Below are 22114 nucleotides of genomic sequence, written 5' to 3' on the forward strand. Positions count from 1 at the left end.
ATGCTCACCCTTCTTCCCGCCGTCGACGTCGCCGACGGCAAGGCCGTCCGCCTGCTCCAGGGCGAGGCCGGCTCGGAGACCGACTACGGCAGCCCCCTGGACGCCGCCCGCGACTGGGCCGGGGCCGGTGCCCAGTGGATTCATCTAGTGGACCTGGACGCCGCCTTTGGCCGCGGCTCCAATGCCGAGCTGCTGGCCCGGATCGTTGGTGAGGTCGGGGTCAAGGTCGAGCTCTCCGGTGGCATCCGCGACGACGCCTCCCTGGCGCGGGCCCTGGCCGCCGGCGCCGCCCGCGTCAACCTGGGCACCGCCGCCCTGGAGAACCCCGAGTGGACCGAACGGGTCATTGCCGAACACGGCGAGCAGGTGGCGGTGGGCTTGGACGTGCGCGGCACCACTCTGGCGGCCCGTGGCTGGACCAAGGAGGGCGGCGACCTGTGGGAGACCCTGGCCCGCCTCGACGCCGCCGGCTGCGCCCGCTACGTCGTCACCGACGTCACCAGGGACGGCACCCTGACCGGTCCCAACACTGAGCTCCTGCGCGCCGTGTGCAACCGCACCAGTGCCCCGGTCGTGGCCTCCGGCGGCATCGCCACCTTGGAGGACCTGCGCGTCCTGCGCGGGCTCACCGACCAGGGCGTAGAGGCAGCGATTGTCGGCAAGGCCCTCTACAACGGCAATTTCACCCTCCCCGAGGCCCTGCGTGTGGCCCGCGGCGAAGACCAGCCCTGAGCATCCTGAAACATCCTGAACAAGGCCGCGACTAACGCTCCCAATGGCGGATGACGGCGCGCAGCGCCACCCCGAACACCGCGCCGGTCGCCGCCAGGTAGGGGCCGTAGTGCTGGCGGCACAGGGGCCCCAGGGGCTTTTCCAGCACCGCCACCAGCGCCGTGGAGGCGGCCATGCGGACGGCCCGCTCGCCCGCCGCATTGGCCAGCACCGGGCCCAACGGCAGATTGCGCCGACCGGACTCCGCGGCGAAGAGCTTGACCGGGATCCCAGTCAGCGCCTGCCTCCAGTAGCCCTGGGCGCCCCGCCTCAGATAACGGGCCGTGGCCGCCCTCATCGCCGGCGTCGTCCATGGTGCCGGCGGGCGGTGCCCGGAGCGGGAGAGTAGATGCGTCATGGCGACCCCCGCGACCGAGCCGGCCGTCACCATGGCGGCCCGGCGCCACAAGAGCCGGGGCTGGGTCACCCCCAGCCACACCTGGCTCATCTCCGCCATCACCGGGAAGGACACGGCCTCGGCCGCGCCCCAGGCGAACATGATGGCGTCCCCGCGCCACCCGCTCATCGCCTGGGCCACAACCTCGTGCACGTCCGAAACCGGCGCAGGACGCCGTGGCCGCTCCAGCATTGCCACAATCTGTGCGCGCGCCGCCTCGCTGACGGCGGCGACGTCATCCGAAGGAGCGATCGGCTCGCCCACGCGCACCTCCACAGGCGAGTAGCGGGGCAGGCCCCCGCCGGCTTTGGGCAGCATCTGACGTGAACCCACCAGCGCCACCGGCAGCACCGGGATGCCGAAGTCGCGGGCCAGGCGCGCCGCCCCAGTGTGGAAGCGCCCCACCCGGCCGTCCTTGGAACGGGTCCCCTCCGGGAAGATGAGCACACTCATGGACTCCGCGACGCGATGAGCCAAAGTGCCGCGCAATTCCTCGTAGGCGCCTTCACCGTCGCGCCGCACCGGGTAGGCGCCCAACAACCCGCGCGCCACCGCCCGCCGAGAGGGCCTGGTGAACCAGTAGTCCTGGGCGGCCACCGTCACCACGCGCAAGATGGTGGGGGAAGCGGCCATCATGGCTATGGTGTCCGCGTGCGAGCCGTGGTTGGCCACCACAATGTAGGGGCCCTCGTCGTCGAACTCGCCCTCGACGTGCACCCCGCCGAAAGGTGCGATCACCGCCGACCAGAAGCGCTGGCGCGCTACCGCCCGCCAGGTCACTTTCTGGGGCGTGCGCACAATGGAGCGCAGGCGCCTCCCGGCAGCGGCCAGGCCCGCTGAACCGGGCAGGGATACGCCGCTCGCCAGCGAGGGCAGGGTGGGCAGGGACGGAAAAGACGGTAACGACGGCATCAACTCGACTCTACCAAGTCAATGCCGGCGGAAGGGTCGGCATGAGGGAACCGGGCTACTCCGGGACTACCCCAGGACAGCGGCCAGGGGAAGGACCAGGAGCAGGGAGTCGACACGATCCAGCAGTCCGCCAAAACCGGGCAGCCAGGCTCCGGCGTCCTTGACCCCGGCGGCGCGTTTCATCATTGACTCCAGCAGATCCCCCAGCACCCCGCCCAGCCCCACGGCGACCACCAGCCCAGGGGTGATCTGCCCCAGGAGCGTCAAAATGAGGACGGCGCCCACCACGGCGCCCACCAGGCCGCCAAGGGTCTTATTCGGGGACAGGGGGGACAGGGGCCGGCGCGCCCAGGTGAAACGCCGCAGGAAAGTGCCGCCGGCCCAAGCCGCCACATCGGCCGCGGCCGCGGCGAAGGCAATGAGGAAAGCGTCCTGCCACAGCACCACCAGGTGCGCCAGCGACCAGGGGATCCACACCGAGGCGAAACCAGCCAGGCTGGCCCGGCGCACTCCATCAGCAGTGTCCCCGGCCAGCACCGCGGGCAAGGCGCACACGAGCACCATGAGCGGCGCCAGCCCCAGCAGGCCCGGGCGCAGCCAAGCCGCCACGGGGTAGGCCAGGGCCAGCAGCCCCAGCAGGAGGGTCTCGGCGCGGGGAAGCCGAGCCAGGCGGGACAACTCACGCACCCCCTGGAGGGCGAGCAGAGCCGCTAGCAGCGCCGTCGTGCCCCGGCCCGCCCAGATGGGGATACCAACAGTGGGGACAATGATCGCCCAGGTGGTCCAGCGGCGGCGCAACTCAGCCTTCCCAGAGGCGGCCACCCCAAGGCCGGTCAGTAGCAGGATGCCAATGGCCATGGCCGCCAGGAAGACGGCGCGGCCGGTGAGCACCCAACCGGTGCCCGGCACGACGAAGGTCCAGGAGCGGTCGCCGCCCAGCAACCAATCAACGACATTAACGGCACTAATGGGTGCGCACCCGTCGGCCGCAGCCAGGGAGGGCACCGGCAGGGCCGGCGCCGAAAGGGGAAGAAGAGCGGTCATAGATCCGTGTCCTGCTCAAGGGGCCCGGGCGTCGATGCGCCGCGCCCCGTAGGGGCGCTCGTGCCGGGGGCGGGGGCGTCAGCTGCAAGTGCTCGCCGGCCAGCCTCTGGGCCCGTGCCGGGGGCGGGGGAGGGGGTGCTGCCAGTGCGGGACGGCGCCGCAACCCCGGGGTCCCGGCCGGGGGCGGAAGCCGGCGCGGCCAGTGGGGCGCGGTCCGCCCGCCCCATGCGGGCGATGTCCTCCGGGGGAGGGGGCGCCACAAGATCGGCCGGGGCCGGGCCGCTCGTACCACGCAGCGCCCGGGCAGTGCGCAGAATGCGGATGGAGGCCGTGAGCACCGAGCCGATAATGATCACTCCCGCGATGACCGCCAGGTATTGAGGCAGCGCCGCCGCGACCACCGCGGCCAGGCAGCGCTCGGTCTTACCGAAGGGGCCGCCGTTGAGCCGGGGAGCGCCCGCCCCGGCTGCCGCCAGGGAGGCGAAAGTCGGCAAAGTGGCCGCCAGAGCCGCCACCAGCGTGAGCACGACCGGCCCAAGGGAGGCGCCGGTGCGCAGGGCCAAACCCACCAGTCCGCCCATGACCAGCAGGTCCGAAACTCGGTCCCCGACCTCGTTGAGAACGAACCCGAAAGGCCTGGAGAGGCCCCGGGCCCGCGCCACCGCCCCATCCAGGTTCGCCCCGCCCAGGCGCGCGGCAAGCAGCACGAAGGCGGCGGGCCACCACCCCATAACGAGGGCGCCGCACCCCGCGGCGGCGGCGATCACGCCAACGGCGGTCCAGGTGTCTGGGGAGATGCCTCGACGAACCGAGCCCTCCACTAGGAAGCCGAGCCTGCGGGTGTACCAGTACTTCAAGGAGTAGAGCGATATCACCGCCTCAGACTAATGGTGGGCGGGGACATAAAATGGCCACTCCTCCGGGGAGCTCATGGGCAGTAGGGTCCAGTCCTGCCCGGGGGACCCCGGGCAGGTACAGCCAGGTACAGCAAGGAGAGCGCTATGAGCGAGGCAACCGCGCCCAACGAGCCCGGCACGCATGGGAGCTCACCGCAAGTCGTCGCAGCACTCGCGGCCCGCGCCAAGATGGAGCGCCTTCTGGCCGCCCCCACACCCTTCGCCGACGACGACGGCTCCGCCGACGCTCATGTCCTGGCCGCACTGGAAGCCCATCGGGCCGCCGCTGCTCAAGGACCGGCCCAGGCTCGTGCCGCTATGGTCGAGGTGGTGGCCGCCCTGCGGGCATCCCGGGTTATCGTGCCCGTGGCGGCTCACAGCATGCCGGCGCCGCGGGTAGTCCACCTGGGCAGGGACGCCGGCACAGAGATCCCTCAGCACTCCGTCCACACCAATGACGCCAGCCAGGACGCCGCCGCGCTCGCGGTGACCCTGCCCGACGGGCACAAGGCGCTGCCCGTCTTCACCAGCGCCGCCGCCATGCGCACCTGGCGCACGAACGTGCGGCCCGTTCCCGTCGTCCCTCAACGCGCCGCTCAGGTCGCCTGCGCCACCACCGACCGGCTGTGGGTCCTGGACCCCGGCAGCCAGGACCTGCGCGTGCCGCGCCCGGCCGTGGTCGCCCTCGCCGGAGGGCGGGCCTGGGTCCCCTCCTGGGAGAACCCGCCCGTCCAGGAGGAGATCCGCACCCGGCTTGAGCCGCTCGAGGGCGTGACCGCGGTGGCTTTTGCCGCCGGGGAGAGCGCCGAACTGCGGGTTCTCATCCGCATTGACGCCGCCGGCGGCCGCAGCGCTGTGGCGGCGACCCTGGAGGCCTGCCAGCACGTTATGGCCAACCCCGCCTGGGGGGAGCTCATCGACACGGTTGAACTCTGCCCCCTGCCCGCCTGAACCGAGCCGCCCGATCCTCCGTCGGCGCCCCCTCCCCTCCGCCGGCGCACCCCCTCCGCCTCGCCATCGGCGCACCCCCCTCCAACGGAATCCTCACAGCACAACGTCCACGGACGTTGTGCTGTGAGGATTCCGTTGGAAGGGAGGTTGGAAGGGCCGGGGTTGGAGGGAGGTTGGAGGGGCCGGTAGGTAGTGGGCGGGCTCACGGGGGTGGGCCGCGCCATCGCCCTGGAACCAGGACTTCATGCTCTGGTAGGCTCTCTTCCCGACCGGTCGGAGTATGTCTCCGGCACGCAAGCGGAGAAATCCCACCTGGGTCCCTCGCGGGGACCGGGTCATGCGAGGAGCAATCCTCGGCAGCCGGCCAGTGGCACCACGCCGCGTCCGGCTGCGCTCGTCAGAGCACATGCCAGGCCTTCGCCCGCGTTAAGCGGCGGGGGCCTTCTTCGCTGCAACGGTCGACCGTCGCCAAGAGTGAGGAACTGTCATCAGCGAGCCCCGTATTAACGACCGGATCCGCGTCCATGAGGTGCGCCTCGTCGGCCCCAGCGGTGAGCAGGTCGGTGTTGTCCGAGTGGAGGACGCCCTGCGCCTGGCTGAGGAGGCCGACCTGGACCTCGTCGAGGTGGCGCCGGATGCGCGCCCCCCAGTGTGCAAACTCATGGACTACGGCAAGTTCAAGTACGAGTCGGCCATGAAGGCGCGCGACGCCCGACGCAACCAGGCCAACACGCAGCTCAAGGAGATCCAGTTCCGCCCCAAGATCGACGAGCACGACTATGGGACCAAGATTGGTCACGTCAAGCGCTTCCTTCAGGGCGGAGACAAGGTCAAGTGCATTGTCCGCTTCCGCGGGCGCGAGCAGTCCCGCCCCGAGCTGGGCATTCGGCTGCTCCAACGCGTAGCCGAGGAGACCAGCGGGCTGAGCACCATTGAGTCCCACCCGCGCCAGGATGGCCGCAATATGGTCATGGTTCTGTCCCCGACGCGCAAGAAGGCCGAAGTCAAGTCCGACCAGCGCCGTCGCCGCGAGGAGGCCCGCGCCAACCGTCGGGCGGAGAAGCAGGCCGCCCGCGCCAGCCGCGCCGGCGCTGTAGCGCGTGCTGGTGCTGGAGGGCGCGCCTGACACCACGAACCACAACCCACCCCCTCGCCACTGCGTGCGGGGTCCGCAGCCCCGGCCCGGCAGGGCCGGCGGCCAAGAAGAGGAAATCCACCATGCCGAAGAACAAGACGCACTCCGGTGCCAAGAAGCGCTTCCGGGTGACCGGCAGCGGCAAGCTCATGCGCGAGCAGACCAACAAGCGCCACCTGCTGGAGGTCAAGTCCTCCCGCCGCAAGCGCAGGCTGTCCAAGGACCAGCCGGTCGCCGCCGCCGATCTGCGCCAGGTCAAGAAGCTGCTCGGTCGCTGACCGCCCTACCACCGAAGGAGTCATCACATGGCACGTGTGAAGCGGGCTGTCAACGCCCACAAGAAGCGTCGTACCGTCCTGAAGCAGGCCTCGGGCTACCGCGGGCAGCGCTCGCGCCTCTACCGCAAGGCCAAGGAGCAGGTCACCCACTCCGGCGTCTACGCCTTCCGCGACCGTCGCGCCCGCAAGGGCGACTTCCGTCGCCTGTGGATTCAGCGCATTAACGCCGCCGCCCGCGCCGAGGGCCTGACCTACAACCGTTTCATCCAGGGCCTGGGGCTGGCCGGGGTTGAGATCGACCGCCGTATGCTCGCCGAGCTCGCCGTCAACGAGCCGGCCGGCTTCAAAGCACTCGTCGAGGTGGCTCGCACCGCCCTCCCAGAGGACGTTAACGCCCCCAAGGCCTGACACCGCACCTGACAATCGCACCAGCGGGCCCCGCCCCGCCTGGTTCCACTCGACGGCGCCGCCCACCAGCAGGTGGACGGCGCCGTCCACTCCTCGTGCCGTCCACGCCTCAACCCGCTGGCCGCGGGGCGGGCTCTGACCTCGTTGAGCCGGTTGGAGTGCCCCGGCAATCAGCAGTCATGCCGGGGTTATCAAGGTGTTGTCGAGGTGCAGGGGGCAGCGCTGAGGCGCCTGGGGCCGACGAGGCGAAGAAGCATCCCACCTAGACTGGGCGCCATGAGCGGCGTTGGGACCCCCACCATTTTGACTAACCCCTCCTCCCAGCGGGTGAGCCGGGTGGCGGGGCTGGCTCGTAAGAGCGCCCGCACCAGGCGCCAGCAGTTCCTGGTCGAGGGGCCCCAGGGGGTGCGCGAAGCAGTCCGCTTCGCGCCGGGGCGCGTGCGCGATGTCTACATGACCCAGGAGGCGGCCGGCCGGCACTCGAGGACCTGGGAAGAGGCCCGCGCGGCCGGGATCTACACCCACCTGGTCTCCGCCGACGTCATGGCGGCCATGAGCACGAACAGCCAGGGAGTACTGGCGGTCGCCAGGACCGAGGAGGTCTGCGGCGCCCGGGCCCTGGCCGCGGCCCTGGAGGGGGCCACGCTGGTGGCGGTACTCACCGAGGCGCAGGACCCGGGCAATGCGGGCACCATTATCCGCACTGCCGACGCCGCCGGGGCTGATGCGGTCGTCCTGGTGCGCGGGAGCGTGGACTCCACCTCACCGAAGGTGGTGCGCGCCACCGCCGGCAGCCTGTTCCACCTGCCCGTGGTCACCGCCGGGGCTCTTGGCGACGTCGTTGCCGCCCTGCGTGAGGCCGGACTGACGGTTCTGGCCGCCGACGGCCGCGGCACCCTGGACCTATTCAATGCCGGGGCAGTGCTCACGGCGCCGACCGCATGGCTGCTGGGCAACGAGGCGCACGGGCTGACCCCTGAAGCGTTGAGCTGCGCCGACGCCGTCGTCTCCATCCCCATCCACGGCAGGGCCGAATCCCTCAACGTGGCCGCGGCCGCAGCCCTCTGCCTCTACGCCAGCGCCCGGGCGCAGCGGTGAGCAATGCGCATCGGATTACGTGGGCTCGCCAGCGCCGTCGTAGGCGTGCGCTCCTCGCTCATCCTGCGGATGCTGTGGACGGCCGTCATGACGCTGATGCTGGTCAACATGGTGCCGGAGGTGTGGAATGCGACCGGGAACTGGGGCGCGGTTGTAGCACTGTGCGTGGCGTGGGCGGCGACATGGTGGCGGCGCCTGGACACCGATGTGATGCTGGCCGTGGTCTTTCTGCTTGCAGGACTTCAACTCCTTCTCATCAATGGGTCATTGACGGCCGACCTCATCGTTCTGTTCGCACTCTTCCGCCTGGGGGAGCGGGGGCGCCGACGATTGCAGCCCGTGTGGCTGGGGCTCATGGGCGCCGGGTGCGTTGTGGCGGCGGTGGCGTGGACCGAGGACGAACGAGGCGTCGTCCCGGACCCGATGTATTGGCAGAGCCTCATCACACTCCTCGTTCTCCAACTGACCCTGGGCTTACTCGCATGGGCGATGGGCCGCCTGGTGACGCTGCGCCGCAGCGTCGTGCAGGCGCGCGAGGCCGAGGTCCTGGCCCGCCGGGCGGAGCAGGATCAGCGCCTCAAGACTGAGGCGGCCACCCTCCGCTCCGAGATTGCCAGCGAGGTGCACGACGTCGTTGGGCACGCCCTCGCCCTGATCGCCGTGCAGGCCGAAGCGGGCCACTACCTGGCCACCCTCGGCGCCCAGGAGACGAGCCTGGATGCCGAGGAGCGCTTGAAGCAGGTGGGTCAAGCCCTGGCGACGGTCCTGGCCACGGCCCGCGACGCGCTGGGGCAGACCCGCGCCCTGACACGATCCCTCAGGGCGTCCACCGACGGCTTACTGGGCGCGACAGGCTCGACGGAGCTGCTGCACCCCGTCCCGGGCCTGGCCGACCTGCCCGCACTAGTGCAATCAGCCGTCGACGCCGGCGCCCCCGTACAACTGGAGGCCCGCGGTCAAACCGACCTGCACCGCTTTCGGGACGCCCCGCCCGGGCCTCAGACGCAACTGGCCCTATACCGGGTCGCGCAAGAAGGGGTCACCAACGCCATTAAGCACGCGCCCGGCGCCAGCCGAATCCTGGTCGAGCTCATTGCCGCCCCCGAGGCCATGATCCTGCGAGTGAGCGACGACGGTCCCGGCCGCCAACCTGGTGGAGACGGCGGTGATGACACCGGCGGCAGTGGCCAGGGGCTGCGCAGCCTCCGACGCCGGGTGGAGGCCGTGGGAGGCAGTCTGCGAGTCGCTTCCGGCGACGGTGGCGGCCTGCTCGTCGAGGCATGGGTGCCTGGCGAACAGTCGCATGACGACAGGACCGGATCGGCCCGGAGTGACACCAGCGCCACCCAGACGGGAGCCCCAGAGTGATGACTGACCCAATTCGCGTGCTTCTTGTCGATGATCAGACCCTGGTGCGGGCCGGGTTCCGCATGATCCTGGACGCCCGCCGAGACATCACTGTGGTCGGGGAGGCCGACGACGGGGACCAGGTCCTGGCCGCGGTGCGAGCCCGCAGGCCCGATGTGGTCCTCATGGACGTGCGCATGTCCCGGATGGACGGGATTGCGGCCACACGCGAGCTGGCCCGCAGCCACCCGCACGTGCGGGTTCTCATACTGACCACCTTCGACCTCGATGAGTACGTCGTGGAGGCATTGCGCTGTGGGGCCTCGGGATTCCTCCTCAAGGACAGTACGGCCCCCGAGCTCATTGCCGGAGTCAAGGCCGTCGCCCGCGGCGACAGCGTGGTGGCGCCCTCGGCCACGCGTCGACTCCTGAGCCACTGGATCTCCAGGGCGGCGCCGGAAGCACCAGAACTGGACGGTGCGAGGAGCACGGCCGGCGGGCGGGGCCCGGGCCGGTCGCCCGGGGACGACGGGCGCCTGGCGCCCCTGAGCGCCAGGGAGAAGGAGATTCTGGCCCTAGTGGGTCGGGCGCTGAGCAACCGGGAGATCGCTGAAAAACTCGTCCTGGCCGAATCGACCGTCAAAACCCACATTAACCGCCTTCTGCACAAGCTCTCCCTGCGGGACCGTGCGGGGCTGATTGTGCTCGCCTACGAGACGGGCCTGGTCCGTCCCGAGCGCAGCCGGTGAGATCCACGGTGGTCGCGGCGAGTCCACCCATGGGTGGAAAAGCGCTCCAAAGGATCCATCCCGAGTTGGAATAACGCGGTTTTCCCTGGATCCGGCTGGTGGGCGCCCCTAGTGTTCAAAGACATGAGCACTCCAACCGCACCGCCTGTTTTCCGCACCGCCTCTGGTCAATACCTCACCCGGCCCCGCCGCGAGGAGCGTGGTGGGGCGCCAGTGGGCGAGTCGCCTCTGCCGAGATCCGCGCCCCGTTACCGGGTCATCGACGTATTGCGCGGCTTCGCCGTCTGCGGCATCCTCCTGGTCAACATCGGGGACATTACGCATCTGGGTTGGGATGCGCCCGTGACGACTAATGCGCCCTCGACGGCGGCGGCGGCCCTCCACTACCTGGTCTCCACCCGGTTCGTGCCGATCTTCGCCTTCATGTTCGGGATGAGCCTGAAGTTCGTCGCCGACTCGGCGTCCAGGCGCGGTGCCTCGCCCTGGACAGTGGTGGGTAGGCGCCTAATCGCCTTGCTGGCGATCGGAGTGCTGCACTCCCTGGTGTACCCCGGCGAGGTGCTTAAGGTGTATGCCGTGGTCGGGCTCCTCGTGCTGCCGGTCGTGTTGAAGGCCCCGCGCTGGCTGGTGGCGGTGCTGGCGGTGACCGGGACCATCGCATCCTTCGCCTGGGTCGGCTCCAGCGTCATCAATGTTCCGCCGTTATTCCTCCTGGGCGCCGCCGCGGCCGCCTACGGCCTGCCCGCCCGCCTTGAGCATCCCGACCGCCGCCTGGTGCTGGCCACCGCCGCGGCGGCGGCATTGACAATCCCAGCCGTCTACGCGCAGACGTACGATATTGATGGCGACCCCAGGTACGGGTACTTCGGTGGTATTGCCGGTGGCGTGCAGGCCATGCTCTACATCTGCCTCATCGCGCTCGCCTGCTCCTCCCCGATCCGCAAACCCGTTATCGCCTTCTTCGAGCCTCTGGGGAAGATGGCGTTGACCTGTTACGTGAGTGCGAGCTTCATTGTGGCCGCCATTGGTTCGGCTTTGCATTGGGCGAGCAGCCGTGACCTCCGGCCGCTCTTGGCGGTAGCCGTCCTGGTGCTGGTCGTGCAGTCCGTGGTGGCGCGCCTGTGGCTGAGAGGCTTCCGCTACGGCCCCCTGGAGTGGGTGTGGAGGTGCCTGACCTGGTGGACACTGGTGGACCTTCGCCAAGGGGTCTGCCAGGAGCGTCACACGGACGCAATCCGGCCCCGAGAGGGCCGCTGAGCCCATACGCGTTGGCGCCCATCGCGCCCCGGTTCTCGCCAGCGGATCACGAGCCCGCACGGCCGTGGCTGCTGGCGAGGTGGCGCCCGTGCGCGACTTGATGTGTTGCCGGCCCTGACCTGAAGTGCCCGGTGGCCCAACACTTTTGAACCGATCCGGCGCACGCAGCGTCCGGATCCCCTGACCTCGCTGGCAGGACCGCGGTACCCCTGTGCCGCCGGACGCTCACCCCCTTCACCGCAACCCCTGCATGAGGACACGATGAGCACCACCGATCCCGCCCGCCCCGCACCAGACGACACCCCGCTGGTCCGAGTGAGCCACGTCACCAAGTATTTTGGCGAGTTCACCGCCCTGGACGACGTCTCCCTGGACATCCACTCCGGCCAGGTCGTCGCCGTCGTCGGCGCCTCCGGCTCAGGCAAGTCCACCCTGTGCCGCACCATTAACCGCCTGGAGACCATTAGCTCGGGGACCATTGAGATCGACGGCGTCCCCCTGCCGCAAGAGGGCAAGGAACTCACCCGCCTGCGCGCCGAGGTCGGCATGGTCTTCCAGTCCTTCAACCTCTTCGGCCACCGCACCGTCCTGGACAACATCACCATGGCCCCCATCCGGGTCCGCCGCCTTCCTAAGGCCGACGCCGTCGCCCGGGCACGCCAACTGCTGGAGCGGGTAGGCCTGGCCGACCAGGAGGGCAAGCGCCCCGCCCAGCTTTCCGGCGGCCAGCAGCAGCGCGTGGCCATCGCCCGCGCCCTGGCCATGGACCCCAAGGTCATGCTCTTCGACGAGCCCACCTCCGCCCTGGACCCCGAAATGATCACCGAGGTTCTCGACGTTATGAAGGACCTGGCCGCCTCGGGCATGACCATGCTCGTGGTCACCCACGAGATGGGCTTCGCCCGCTCCGTGGCCGATCGGGTCGTCTTCATGGACGCCGGCCAGATCGTCGAGGAGGCGCCCCCCGAGGAGTTCTTCGCCGCCCCGGCCACCCAGCGCGCCCGCGACTTCCTGTCCAAGGTCCTCAGCCACTGAGGGCCGGCCCCCACCTCCCACCAATAATCCGCCGACGGCAACCAGCCAGGCACATGTGAAAGGACACCCCATGACGACCCTCTCCCGTCGTTCCCTGCTCGGCGCCAGCGGCGCCCTGACCCTGGCCACCGTCCTGGCTGCCTGCGCCGACACCGGCGCGGACGGGCAGGCGGTCTCCTCCAACTCCCAGGACGCCGACTACGACGCCGTCATTAACTCCGGCCCCGTGGCCGGCGACGACGCAGTGGCGGCATCCACCTGGGCCTCGGCCATTAAACAGGCGGGCGTATTCAAGACCGGAGGTACCAAGACGAGCCAGATCTTCTCCCTGGAGGACCCCGCCAGCGGTCCGCGACCCGCCAAGAGGCCTCGGTGTCGCATTCGCCGCCCACCGGTAGCGGCGGGCGCTCAGGCGCCCAGGTCCCGGCGGCGGTAGGCCAGCAGTCCGATGGCTGCGCCCGTCACACCCACCGCCGCCTGGACCGCCAGCGGCCTCCAGCCCATTGGGCCGACCACGTCAAGGTGGTGGCCAATGACACTGAGGTCCCGCGCCCAGGCGGGCAGCTCGACGAGCCCGCCGAGGAACCGGGCGAAGCCGCTCCAGGCCACTACCGCCCACGCCAGCGGCACCCACCGTGGGGCCGAGCCCACCAGGACCAGGGCTATCCCGACCGCCGCGAGCATCCCCGGCAGCTGGCTGACCGTGTAGACAACAGCACGCCCCACCGCATGGTCCTCGGTGATCTGCCCCGCCGTCGCCGCCGCGAACGCCCCGCCCGAGACGAGCAGGAGGACCACCCCCTCAACCACCGCGGCACCGGCCTGCACCACGAAGATCCGGGAGCGGGAGGTCCCCACCGCGACCTCCGCCTCCACCAGCCCCCGACGCTCCGCCTCCGCTAAAGAACCGGCCCGATCCACTGCCGCCGTCACCACAAGCAGGACGGTGAGAACGGTCAGCAGGTCCATGAACTGCACCACCGGGCTGCCCGACGCCATCGCGTCCACCATCTGCGCCGTCGGCGACCCCGGCTTGAGCAGATCCGTAATGCTGCCGGCCATGGTGCCCAAGAGCGCAGAGACGCACGCCACCGCCACCGCCCAACCCACCACGGGATGCAGGCACAGGCGCGCCAACAGGTCAGCGCGCCCGTGGACCCGCCACCGGCGCCAACTCACGGAGCGGTCCGGGAGATAGCCGCCCAGGTACTCCCGGCGCGCGTAGAGCACCCCCGCCACCACGATCAGCACCAGACAGCAGACAGCGCACCCCATGACAGGAGCCACCCGGTCGTGGGTATACGGCTCCACCAGGTCCCGCCAGGCCAGGGGGCTGAACCACCGCACCCAGGACGCGTCAGCCTCATCGGCCACCACCCGCAGCACGAAGGCGGCCCCGAGGACTCCCAGGGACAGGCCCCGCGCGCCGACCGTACTGCGGGCCAGCTGGCTCGCCACCGCGGACACTCCCATGAAGGCCCAGCCCACCACCGCCACCGTGCCCGCCAGCGCCCACGCCCCGGAGACAGTCAACTCCTCCACCCGCACGATCAAGAGGGTCATGACGGCGCCCACGCCGAGCGCGTGCAGGGCCACCGCCCCGGACACCACCAGGACAGGGGCCAAAAAGGGCACCCACCGTCCCGCGCCCGCGCCCCGAAGCCCCTCCACCAGGCCCTCGTCCTCATCGGCCCGCAGCATTCGGCAGGTCAGGAGCACGGCCATGAGACCGGTGCACACCAGCAGGTGGCTGCCAATCTCCCACTGGGCGAGCTGCCCGATCCTCCCGGGCAGCGGCAGGACCCCGTAGAGCAGGCGGGTGCCGGGGTTCTGCCGCACGGCCGCAATGAGCGCGGTCCGTGAATCCAGCGACGGGTAAACGCTCTTGTAGCTCGGTGTCATGGCCGCCAGCGCCCACAGGGGCAACACCCAGGCGGGCACCTGCAGGCGCAGCCGCCACAGCATCAGGCGCACCGCCCGCCCCAGCCCGCGCAACCCCGACCCGCGCAACCCCGACCCGCGCGGCCCCAGTCCGGCGCCCCTCATCGAACGTCCTCATAGTGGCGCAGGAACAGGTCCTCCAGGCTCGCGGGCCCACAGACCACGTCCGTGACCCGGTGCTCGGCAACCACGCCCAGGACCGCGGGCACCTGATCTGAAGCGACCTGCAGAGTCAACCGGTCCCCGTCCTCCTCAGGCGCGGCGCCCAGGGCCGCCAGCGCGGCGGCCAGCGACGCCAGCCGCCCGGGGGCGGCGCGCAGCCCAATGCGAGTGGCCGCCAGGGATTGCAGATGCTCCAGGTCACCGTCCTCCACCACGCGCCCGTCCTTGACAATAGTCACCGCCGAGCACAGGTGCTGCACCTCGGCCAGGATGTGACTGGAAAGCAGGACAGTGCGCCCCGCGCTCGCGGCTGCGGCGACCTCCTCGGCGAAGACCCGCTCCATGAGCGGGTCGAGTCCAGAGGTCGGCTCGTCGAGGATGAGCAGACGGGTGGGCGCGGCCAGGGCGGCTATGAGTGCGACCTTCTGCCGGTTGCCCTTGGAGTAGGTGCGCACCTTCTTCGACGGATCCAACTCGAAGCGCTCGATGAGCCTGTCCTCCCGGGCGCTGTCGCGCCTGCCGCGCAGGCCGGCGAGGGCGTCAAGGACCTGGCCGCCCGTCAGGTTCGGCCACAGGGCCACATCGCCGGGCACGTAGGACACCTCCCGGTTAATGGCCGAGGCCTCGTGCGCCGGGATGCGGTCCAGGACGTGCACTTGGCCGGCGTCGGGCCGGTACAGGCCCAGGAGGATCCGGATGGTGGTGGACTTGCCGGCTCCGTTGGGGCCAAGGAAGCCGTGGATGGATCCTGTGGCCACGGCGAGGTCGAGTCCGTTGAGGGCGGTGGTGCGCCCGAAGCGCTTGACCAGGCCCCGGGCCCGGATCGCTGGGGCGGAGTCGTCGCGCGCCCTCATAGCCGGACCTCCTGCGTCCCCGCTGAGCGGCGGATCGCGGCCGCCAGCGGGGGATCGTCGAGGATGAGCTCCAGCAGGTGGGCCACGAAGACCCGTTGAGAATCGTCGGAGTAGGCGACCTCGGCGAGGCGTCCCAGCAGAGCCCACAGGGCCTTCCCGGAGTGGCCGGTGGGAAGGTCCCGCGCCACGGCTAAGACGTGCTCCTGGTGACGCACCAGCAGGGACCAGGTGCGCTCGGCCAGGGCGCGGGCCTGCCGGTCGCGCTCGTCGGCGGGCAGGCCGGGCAGGGCGGTGAAGGCCGCCACCTGGCCGGCCGCCAGGTCCAGGTCATTGTGGTCGAGGGCGGCGATGAAGGCCTCCACGCTGGGAGGGATGAGGCGGAGGGCCGCCAGGACCTGTACCAGTTGGTGCTCGACGTCGAGGCCGCGGGTGCTGCCCCCGGCGGCCAGCACCCGTTCCCGGAGGGCGTCGTAGAAGCCCGCCAGGCGGGTCGGCAGGGGTGAGAGCGGCCCGCCGTCCTCGACTTGGGCAATGAGCTGCTCGATCCTGGTCGCCTGCTTACCCAGGCGCTGCTGCTCGGCGCGAATGGAGGCGTGGGTGGCGCTCAGGTCCGCCAGGATCTGCTGGCGGTCGTCCCCCGAGGCGTCGGCCTTCAGGAGGGCGGCGACCTGGCCCAGGCTCAGGCCGGTGCCGACCAGCCAGCGGATGCGCAGGAGGCGGGCGAGGTGCTCAATGCCGTAGTCGCGCCGGCCCCGGACCGTGGGCGGCACGGGCAGCAGCCCGAGCTGGTGGTAGTGGCGGATGGTCCGCGGAGTGGTGGACGCCGCCTCGGCGATCTCCCTGGTGCGCATGGGCCCATCCCACCAGGTGACGTTGCGTCACCGTCAACCGCCGTCGGCAGGCCGGCGGGCGGCCACGGTCCACCATCCGACGCAGGAGCTAGGATCCCGCCATGGTCCGCGACCGGGTGCTGCTGTCCGAGGGGGCGAGCCTGACCGCCCGGGAGACCGTGACGGTGCTCGGCTCCTGCGGGGTCGACGTGGAGGTGGCCTCCCCGGTGGGCTGGCCGCTGGCCTCCTTCAGCACCTGGTGCCGGGCGGTGCGCCGGGTCCCGGCCCCGGGCTCCAGCCCTGTGGGGTATCTGCGGGCCCTCGACGCCCTGCTGGCCACGGGCAGGTACCGGGCGCTGCTGGCCACGCACGAGCAGGCGTGGCTGCTCGCGGCGGGCAGGAGGTACCTGCCCCACGCCTCCGGGCGGCTGGCCGTGGCCGGGGCAGAGGCCTTCGCCCAGGTGCAGTCCAAGACCGCCTTCGCCAGGGTGTGCGACGAGCTCGGCGTCCCCCAACCGGCCTGGCACGAGGTCCGTGGCGAGGCAGACCTGGACCGGGTGGGGTACCCGGTGTGGGTCAAGGCCGCCTACTCGACCGCCGGTCGCGGCGTGCGCCGGGCCAGGACGCGTGCCGAGGCGGTCGCGGCGTGGCATTGCCTGGGGGCCGGCGGCGCCCCGGTCATGGTGCAGGCGCCCGTGGCCGGCGCCTACCGGCAGGTGGCCGCCCTGTTCGACCACGGTCGGCTCGTCGCGGTCGCGTGCAGCCAGCGCATCGGCACCGGTGTGGGAGGGTCCGCGGCGGCGCGCCTGTCGGTGAGCGACCCGGCCGCGGTCGAGGCCGTCACCCGGATCGGCCGACGACTGTCCTGGCACGGCGGCCTCACCTGCGACTACTTCACCGGCTCCACCGGTCGGCCCCGGTTCATCGAGTGCAACCCGCGCACCACGGAGCCCGGCAACGCCGCCGCCTCCGGGGTCAACCTGCCGCTGCTGACCATGGCCTTGGCCACCGGGGGGCCGCTTCCCCGCCGGGTGCTGATCGCTCGGCCCGGGGTCCGCACCCGCTCGACCATGGCCCTCGCACTGGGGGCGGCCCAGCGGCAGGGGAGGCGCCGGGCGGTGCTGGGCGCGCTGGGCCGCGCCCTGGGCGCGGGCCCGCCCCTCGCGGGCAGCCGTGAGGTCCTCACCCCGGTCCGCGACCCGCTGAGCCTCCTGCCGACCGCGGCCGTCGTGGGCGCCCTCCTGGTGCGGCCCCGCGCCGTGGAGGCCCTGGCAGGGGGCGCCGTCAGCGCCTACGAGGTGACTGACCGCACCATTGCCCGCCTGGGCTGAGCCGGGCCCGCGCCCGCGGGCCCGGGGCACATTGCGTCGCTCAGGAGGGCGACCGCACACCCCGGCCCGCCCTCGCCCGCGCCCCCGGGAGGTGGCGGTAGGCGGAACGGACGCCATCGAAGTTTCTTTCCCCCGCCCGGGCCCCCGGGAGGTGGCGGGGACTGGTCACCTCGGATGCTGAACGTGGCCAGGGCGGTAGACGACGCGGGCGGGGCCCGCGCGCCCGATACCCGACCCGGATTCGGACCTGCCGGTAGGGCCGACTACCCTGGGACCCGGCACGAGACACCAACCCCGGCGGGAGGGCATAACCATGACTGACGCACCCGGCGCGCTCTCACCCCTGGACGAGGTGGGCATTAACGATCTTGTCGAGGAGGCCCTGGCGGCTGTGGCCGCCGCTGACTCCCTGGCCGCCCTGAAGGAAGCGCGCCTGGCCTACACCGGCGACTCCTCTGTCCTGGCCCTGACCAACCGGGGCATTGGCAGGCTGGACAAGGCGGATAAGCCGACGGCCGGCCGGCTCCTGGGCGGGGCCCGGGGCCGTATTAACACCGCCCTGGCCGCCCGCCAGGAGGTCCTGGAGGCCGCTGCCGAGGAGCAGATGCTGCGCACTGAGGCGGTGGACGTCACGGTTCCCACCGACCGCACCGCCGGCGGCGCCCGGCACCCCCTGGACCTGCTCGTCGAGGAGATCTCCGACTTCTTCATCGCCATGGGCTGGTCCATCGCCGAGGGGCCCGAACTCGAGCACGAGTGGTACGACTTCGACGCCCTCAACTTCGACGCCGACCACCCCGCCCGCCAGATGCAGGACACCTTCTACATCCAGGGCGAATCGGTCGGTGCCGCCAGCGGCGAGCCCGCAAACCTGGTCCTGCGCACCCACACCTCCCCGGTTCAGGCCCGCGCCATGCTCGCGGCCGACCCGCCCCTGTACGTGGCCTGCCCCGGCAAGGTTTTCCGCTCCGATGAGCTCGACCAGACCCATACCCCCGTCTTCCACCAGGTTGAGGGCCTGGCGGTCGACAAGGGCCTGACCATGGCCCATCTCAAGGGCACCCTCAACCACTTCGCCCGGGCCATGTTCGGCCCCGAGGCGCGCGTGCGCCTGCGCCCCTCCTTCTTCCCCTTCACCGAACCGAGCGCCGAGATGGACCTGTGGTTCCCCCTGAAGAAGGGCGGCCCCGGGTGGATCGAATGGGGCGGCTGCGGCATGGTCAACCCCAATGTCCTCATCGCCTGCGGCATTGATCCCGATGAGTACACCGGATTCGCCTTCGGCATGGGCCTGGAACGCACCCTCATGCTGCGTCACGGCATCGCCAGCATGCACGACATTGTCGAGGGCGACATCCGCTTCTCCCAGCAGTTCGGCACGACCGGAAAGGGCCACTGACATGCCATACGTCCCCATTGAGTGGCTGCGCGAGCACGTCGACGCCCCCGCGGACCTGAGTGCCGAGCAGCTGGCGGCCGACCTGGTGCGCGTGGGCCTGGAGGAGGAGCGCATTGTCCCCCCGGCCGTCACCGGCCCGCTGGTGGTGGGCAGAGTCCTGACCCTGGAGTCCAAGAAACAGTCCAATGGGAAGGTCATTAACTACTGCCGCGTAGACGTGGGCGCGTACAACGACCCCCCCGGCACCGGCAAGGAGCCCTCAGACCTGCCCAGTCGCGGCATTGTGTGCGGGGCGCACAACTTCGACGTCGGGGACTCGGTGGTGGTCAGCCTGCCCGGCGCCGTCCTGCCCGGCGACTTCGCCATCTCCGCCCGCAAGACCTACGGGCACATCTCCGACGGCATGATCTGCTCGGCCCGCGAGCTCGGCATCGGCGAGGACCACACCGGCATTATTGTGCTCGACCAGTGGCTGGCCGAGCACGACCGGGCCGGTGAGGGGATACCCGCCCCCGGCTCCGACGCAATCCTCTTGCTGAGACTGGGGGAGGAGGTCCTGGAGATCAATGTGACCCCGGACCGCGGTTACTGCTTCTCCATGCGCGGGGTGGCCCGCGAGTACTCCCACTCCACCGGCGCCCGCTTCACCGACCCGGCCGACGCCGCCAACCCCGCTCTTTACCCGGCCGGCGTGGCCCGCAGCGGCGAGGGCGGTTTCCCGGTGGTCATCGCCGAAGACCCCGCCCCCATCCACGGGCGCCCCGGCGCCGACCGCTATGTGGCGCGCGTGGTGCGCGGCATTGACCCGGCCGCCCCCTCCCCGGCCTGGATGCGCGAGCGCCTCACCGCCGCCGGAATGCGCCCCATCTCCCTGGCCGTGGATGTCACCAACTACGTCATGCTCGACCTGGGCCAGCCCCTGCACGCCTTCGACCTGAACAAGCTGTGCCCCCCCATTGTGGTGCGCCGCGCCGCCGCCGGGGAGCAGCTGACCTTCCTCGACGAGGTCACCCGCACCCTGGACGCCGAGGACCTGGTCATCTCCGACTCCGCCGGCGGCGAGGGCTCGCGCCCCCTGGTCCTGGCCGGCGTCTTCGGCGGAGCCGCCGCCGAAGTCGACCAGTCCACCACTGATGTGCTCATTGAGGCCGCCCACTTCGACGCTGTCTCCGTCGCCCGCTCGGCCCGCCGCCACCGCCTGCCCACCGAGTCCTCCAAGCGCAACGAGCGAGGCGTGGACACCGCCCTGGCCCCGGTGGCCGCCCAGCGCGCCGTCGACCTGCTGGTGGAGTACGGCGGGGCGGTGGCCGACCCCGTGTCCACCGACATCGATCGCACCAGCCCCATGCCCCCCATCGTCATGCGCGCCGACGCCGCCGAGCGGCTGACCGGGGTGGCCTACGGCGCGCCGCGGGTCATCGAGATCCTGGAGATGATCGGCTGCACGGTTCGCCCCGCCGGCGCTGACGAGCAGGGCCGCGAGCTGCTGAGCGTCACCGCCCCGACCTGGCGCCCCGACCTGGTGGGTCCCGCCCACCTGGCCGAGGAGATCGCCCGCATCGACGGCTACGACAACATCCCCGTCATTGTCCCCACCGCCCCCGCGGGCACCGGCCTGACCCTGCGCCAGCGCGCCCGGCGCGAGGTGGCGCGCGCCCTGGCCGACGCGGGCCTGACCCAGGTGCTCTCCTACCCCTTCATCGGGGACGTTCACGACCTCCTGGAGATCCCCCAGGGCGACGAACGGCGTCAGGCCGTGCGCCTGGCCAACCCGCTGGCCGAGGATGCGCCTTGGCTGCGCACCTGCGTCCTGGACTCCCTGGTGGAGGCCGCCCGCCGCAACGTCTCCCGAGGGCTGTCCGGCGTCGCCGTCTTCGAGGTCGGCTCCGTCACCCGCCCCGGCGGGACCGTGCCCGCGGCGATCCCCGGGGTGGAGCGGCGCCCCACCGATGAGGAGATTGAGGCACTCGAGGCGGGCATCCCCGCCCAGCCCACCCATGTCGCCGCCGTCCTGGCCGGTGAGCGGGAGCGAAGCGGCGTCCTGGGCCAGGGCCGGGCCTGGGACTGGGCCGACGCCCTGGAGGTGGTGCGCACAGTGGCCGCCGTCCTGGGCTTGAGCCTGGAGGCGGCCGCTCCGCCCCAGCCCTACGCCCCCTGGCACCCGGGCCGCACCGCAGAACTGCGCCTGCCCGGTGAGCGCCGGGGCAAGCAGGTCCAGGCCGGGCCCGTCGTGGCCCACGCCGGGGAGCTCCACCCCCGGGTCACGCGCGCACTGGGCCTGCCCGAGCGCAGCTGCGCCGTCGAAATCGATCTGGAACCGATGCTGGACGCTGTCGAGGCGGCCGGTGTGCTGCAGGTCCGGGCCGTCTCCACCTTCCCGCCCGCCAAGGAGGATATCGCCCTGGTGGTTGATGAGGCCGTCACAGCCCGCGACGTGGAGGAGGTGGTGCGCCAGGCGGCCGGGGACCTGGCCGAGGAGGTCCGCCTCTTCGACGTCTTCCGCGGCCCCCAGCTGGGGCAGGGGCGCAAGTCCCTGGCCTTCTCTCTGGTGCTGCGCGCCCCCGACCGCACCCTGACGGCCCAGGAGACCGCCGCCGTGCGCAAGCGCGTGGTCAAGCGCGCCGCCAAGCGCCTGGGCGCCGAACTGCGCGCCTGAGGGGTCGGGAGGGTGTGGGGGGCCTCACCCCGGGAAGACGGCGGGCGCCGCGCCGCACCCGGGGAGACCCGGGATACTTGCCGCATGAAGTTCTTGCTCACAACCTCATCGCGCCACGGCTCCACGGACGAGATCGGTGCCGCGATCGCGAAGGAGTTGCGCGTTGCCGGCATTGACGTCGACCAGGCCCACCCCGAGGACGTCACCACTGTCGAGGGCTACGACGCCTTCATCCTGGGCAGTGCCGTGTACATGACCAAGTGGACCCCTGAGGCCGTCGCCTTTACTGAGCGCTTCCGTGACGAGCTGGCCGCCCATCCCGTGTGGGCCTTCTCAGTGGGCCTGTCAGGTCTGCCCAAGGGTGAAATCGCCGACCCCAACCGCATTGGCCCGGTGCTGCTCCTCATTGAGCCCGAGGACCACGTCACCTTCCCGGGCCGCTTCGCCCCCACTGAGCTCTCCTTGCGCGAGCGCTCCATTGCCCGCCTCGGTGGAGCGTCCGAGGGCGATTTCCGCGACTGGGACTCGGTGCGCCAGTGGGGCCGGGCTATCGCCACCACGGTCCTGGCCCGCGCCTGAACTCGAAGGGCGCCCGCGCCTGGTCCATGTCGTTTCCATGTCGTTGGCGGCACGCGCCCGATGGGCGGCCCGGTCGATCCGGTA

General features: G+C 71.2%; 20 protein-coding genes and 1 pseudogene. 15 read left to right on the plus strand and 6 right to left on the minus strand.

What is annotated here, in order from left to right:
* Positions 1-732, plus strand: a complete 732-nt coding sequence (gene priA / locus EUC46_RS09400) for a bifunctional 1-(5-phosphoribosyl)-5-((5-phosphoribosylamino)methylideneamino)imidazole-4-carboxamide isomerase/phosphoribosylanthranilate isomerase PriA (protein ID WP_128773907.1) — start codon at positions 1-3, stop codon at positions 730-732.
* 31 nt (positions 733-763) lie between these two features.
* On the opposite strand, the gene EUC46_RS09405 is transcribed toward priA, so the two are convergent.
* The 3 genes from EUC46_RS09405 to EUC46_RS09415 form a co-directional block, all read right to left on the minus strand.
* Positions 764-2080: a lysophospholipid acyltransferase family protein gene (locus EUC46_RS09405; RefSeq protein WP_128773908.1), complete on the minus strand. Its 1317-nt coding sequence runs from the start codon at positions 2078-2080 to the stop codon at positions 764-766.
* Between the two features lie 66 nt (positions 2081-2146).
* Positions 2147-3124, minus strand: a complete 978-nt coding sequence (locus tag EUC46_RS09410) for a phosphatidate cytidylyltransferase (protein WP_128773909.1) — start codon at positions 3122-3124, stop codon at positions 2147-2149.
* Positions 3121-3999 (minus strand): CDP-alcohol phosphatidyltransferase family protein, encoded by an 879-nt coding sequence (locus EUC46_RS09415; protein WP_241655514.1) that lies wholly within the window; start codon positions 3997-3999, stop codon positions 3121-3123. The genes EUC46_RS09410 and EUC46_RS09415 overlap by 4 nt, the downstream gene beginning before the upstream one ends.
* A 126-nt stretch (positions 4000-4125) precedes the next feature.
* Between EUC46_RS09415 and EUC46_RS09420 the strand changes: the two genes are divergently transcribed.
* The 10 genes and pseudogenes from EUC46_RS09420 to EUC46_RS09465 form a co-directional block, all read left to right on the plus strand.
* Positions 4126-4971 carry an SseB family protein gene (locus EUC46_RS09420; protein ID WP_128773910.1) on the plus strand — a complete coding sequence of 282 codons (846 nt, stop codon included), beginning with the start codon at positions 4126-4128 and terminating at the stop codon, positions 4969-4971.
* A gap of 502 nt (positions 4972-5473) precedes the next feature.
* Positions 5474-6097, plus strand: a complete 624-nt coding sequence (gene infC / locus EUC46_RS09425) for a translation initiation factor IF-3 (RefSeq protein WP_277750487.1) — start codon at positions 5474-5476, stop codon at positions 6095-6097.
* 92 nt (positions 6098-6189) lie between these two features.
* On the plus strand, positions 6190-6384 hold the full coding sequence (gene rpmI, locus EUC46_RS09430; RefSeq protein ID WP_128773912.1) for a 50S ribosomal protein L35: 195 nt from the start codon (positions 6190-6192) through the stop codon (positions 6382-6384).
* 27 nt (positions 6385-6411) lie between these two features.
* The gene (gene rplT / locus EUC46_RS09435) at positions 6412-6792 is read left to right on the plus strand and encodes a 50S ribosomal protein L20 (protein ID WP_128773913.1); all 381 of its coding nucleotides are present in this window, start codon (positions 6412-6414) and stop codon (positions 6790-6792) included.
* 276 nt (positions 6793-7068) lie between these two features.
* Positions 7069-7890, plus strand: a complete 822-nt coding sequence (locus EUC46_RS09440; RefSeq protein ID WP_128773914.1) for a TrmH family RNA methyltransferase — start codon at positions 7069-7071, stop codon at positions 7888-7890.
* A 3-nt stretch (positions 7891-7893) separates the two neighbouring features.
* A complete protein-coding gene (locus EUC46_RS09445) occupies positions 7894-9258 on the plus strand; it encodes a sensor histidine kinase (RefSeq protein ID WP_128773915.1) in 1365 nt (454 codons plus the stop codon).
* A complete protein-coding gene (locus EUC46_RS09450) occupies positions 9258-9986 on the plus strand; it encodes a response regulator transcription factor (RefSeq protein WP_128773916.1) in 729 nt (242 codons plus the stop codon). The genes EUC46_RS09445 and EUC46_RS09450 overlap by 1 nt, the downstream gene beginning before the upstream one ends.
* A gap of 123 nt (positions 9987-10109) precedes the next feature.
* The gene (locus EUC46_RS09455; RefSeq protein WP_128773917.1) at positions 10110-11243 is read left to right on the plus strand and encodes a DUF418 domain-containing protein; all 1134 of its coding nucleotides are present in this window, start codon (positions 10110-10112) and stop codon (positions 11241-11243) included.
* Between the two features lie 261 nt (positions 11244-11504).
* Positions 11505-12278 carry an amino acid ABC transporter ATP-binding protein gene (locus EUC46_RS09460; protein WP_128773918.1) on the plus strand — a complete coding sequence of 258 codons (774 nt, stop codon included), beginning with the start codon at positions 11505-11507 and terminating at the stop codon, positions 12276-12278.
* Positions 12279-12348: 70 nt separating this feature from the next.
* Positions 12349-12615: pseudogene (locus EUC46_RS09465) on the plus strand (glutamate ABC transporter substrate-binding protein); the annotation flags it as partial.
* A 71-nt stretch (positions 12616-12686) separates the two neighbouring features.
* On the opposite strand, the gene EUC46_RS09470 reads toward EUC46_RS09465, so the two are convergent.
* Genes EUC46_RS09470 through EUC46_RS09480 form a run of 3 tightly spaced genes read right to left on the minus strand, consistent with a single transcriptional unit; the run spans position 12687 to position 16086 of the window.
* Complete coding sequence (locus EUC46_RS09470; RefSeq protein ID WP_128773919.1) at positions 12687-14324, minus strand: ABC transporter permease; 1638 nt, start codon at positions 14322-14324, stop codon at positions 12687-12689.
* Positions 14321-15235 carry an ABC transporter ATP-binding protein gene (locus tag EUC46_RS09475; protein WP_128773920.1) on the minus strand — a complete coding sequence of 305 codons (915 nt, stop codon included), beginning with the start codon at positions 15233-15235 and terminating at the stop codon, positions 14321-14323. The genes EUC46_RS09470 and EUC46_RS09475 overlap by 4 nt, the downstream gene beginning before the upstream one ends.
* Positions 15232-16086, minus strand: coding sequence for a MerR family transcriptional regulator (locus tag EUC46_RS09480; RefSeq protein WP_128773921.1), 855 nt, complete (start codon positions 16084-16086; stop codon positions 15232-15234). Before EUC46_RS09480 ends, EUC46_RS09475 begins: the two co-directional genes overlap by 4 nt.
* A 101-nt stretch (positions 16087-16187) precedes the next feature.
* Here EUC46_RS09480 and EUC46_RS09485 point away from each other — a divergent pair, with 101 nt between their 5' ends.
* The 4 genes from EUC46_RS09485 (at position 16188) to EUC46_RS09500 (ending at position 22030) form a co-directional block, all read left to right on the plus strand.
* A complete protein-coding gene (locus tag EUC46_RS09485) occupies positions 16188-17396 on the plus strand; it encodes an ATP-grasp domain-containing protein (protein WP_128773922.1) in 1209 nt (402 codons plus the stop codon).
* Between the two features lie 313 nt (positions 17397-17709).
* A complete protein-coding gene (gene pheS / locus EUC46_RS09490; protein ID WP_128773923.1) occupies positions 17710-18795 on the plus strand; it encodes a phenylalanine--tRNA ligase subunit alpha in 1086 nt (361 codons plus the stop codon).
* A gap of 1 nt (position 18796) precedes the next feature.
* Positions 18797-21451 (plus strand): phenylalanine--tRNA ligase subunit beta, encoded by a 2655-nt coding sequence (gene pheT / locus EUC46_RS09495; protein ID WP_128773924.1) that lies wholly within the window; start codon positions 18797-18799, stop codon positions 21449-21451.
* 84 nt (positions 21452-21535) lie between these two features.
* Positions 21536-22030, plus strand: coding sequence for a flavodoxin domain-containing protein (locus tag EUC46_RS09500; RefSeq protein ID WP_128773925.1), 495 nt, complete (start codon positions 21536-21538; stop codon positions 22028-22030).
* Positions 22031-22114: the final 84 nt, after the last annotated feature.

It is taken from the genome of Actinomyces oricola, assembly GCF_004104015.1.
Taxonomy (GTDB): domain Bacteria; phylum Actinomycetota; class Actinomycetes; order Actinomycetales; family Actinomycetaceae; genus Actinomyces; species Actinomyces oricola.